Origin of the sequence: Romboutsia sp. 13368 (assembly GCF_018336475.1) — a bacterium.
Taxonomy (GTDB): domain Bacteria; phylum Bacillota; class Clostridia; order Peptostreptococcales; family Peptostreptococcaceae; genus Romboutsia.
The window spans coordinates 1,443,711-1,444,911 of sequence record NZ_CP048741.1; the positions used below are offsets into that span (position 1 = coordinate 1,443,711).

1 protein-coding gene is annotated in these 1,201 nt (G+C 24.4%); it reads left to right on the forward strand.

The features are described from left to right. Positions 1–921: 921 nt before the first annotated feature. Positions 922–1,201 (forward strand): glycerophosphodiester phosphodiesterase family protein (locus G3997_RS05825; RefSeq protein WP_296644303.1); only part of this gene is annotated, 280 nt, incomplete at its 3' end.

Sequence of the window (1,201 nt, forward strand, 5' to 3'; positions counted from 1 at the left end):
TTCCATATTMTTTATTTTATATACGTCATCTTCTTTTTCTAAGTGAATATATCCATAATAATATGCAAATACTCCTTTAGGCTGATCAGTACCTTCTATAACTTCAAGTTCTACAAAGTACTTTATATCATTAGGATTATCTTTATCTGATGGTACTACATTTAATTTTATTAAATTTATATGGAGCTGATTTTCAAATGAATTTAAGTATTCACTGTATACTACCTTATCTTTATACGACTTTGATAAAAAGTTGTATGCATAGGGATAAGGGCCTTTTGTATCCCCTAAACTTCCACATCCGGTTTTTGTATTATCAATTGGATTTGCCGCCTCTCTTAACACACTAAAGTAATTAATTATAGTATCTTTTGGTGTTTTTAATAATTCTTTATTAACCTGTATTTGTGAAGGGTTTTTATTGTAGTCATCAATACTTAATATATCTCTTTTTGTATTTAATATAGGTGTATTTGATGGCCTAAAAAATCTTTCTAAGCTATAAAGTTCATCTCCATTGTCTACTTTTATATCTTCTTCCATCTTAATTTCTTCTAAATAATCTCCACCTAATATAAGATTATTTAAATTATTTTCCTCACAATTTACTAATGAAGTACTACCTATTAATATTATTGATAGTAAAATTATTATTTTTTCTTTAAACATAACTTACCTCTTTTATATTTTTAGTATTAGTACTATGTTTAGCAACTGTCCTTATAATATTCTAAGCTTATTAAAAATTAGTCACCTTAATTTATGCATAAGTTTAACTTTCCTAACTTAACAATTACATATTCTTTTTTTAATAGTTATATAACTAAATAATTTATCATTTATATTATAGTAATGTGAAATTTTTAAACCAAATAACCTTTAATATAAAGATATATTATATAAAATTAAGGGGGTATCTAAATGATAGTTTTTGCTCATAGAGGATATAGTGGGAATTATCCAGAAAACACTATTCTATCATTTAAAAAAGCTTTAGAACTAAATGCTTCTCATATAGAACTAGATGTTCATAAATCAAAAGATAATCAATTAGTTGTTATTCATGATGAAGATATAGAAAATACTTTTAATGGAAAAGGACTTGTAAAAGATTATACTTTATCTCAGCTAAAAAACTTTACTTGTAAAAATTCTCGATTTACAGAAAATTTAGATTGTAGAATACCTACCTTAAGAGAAG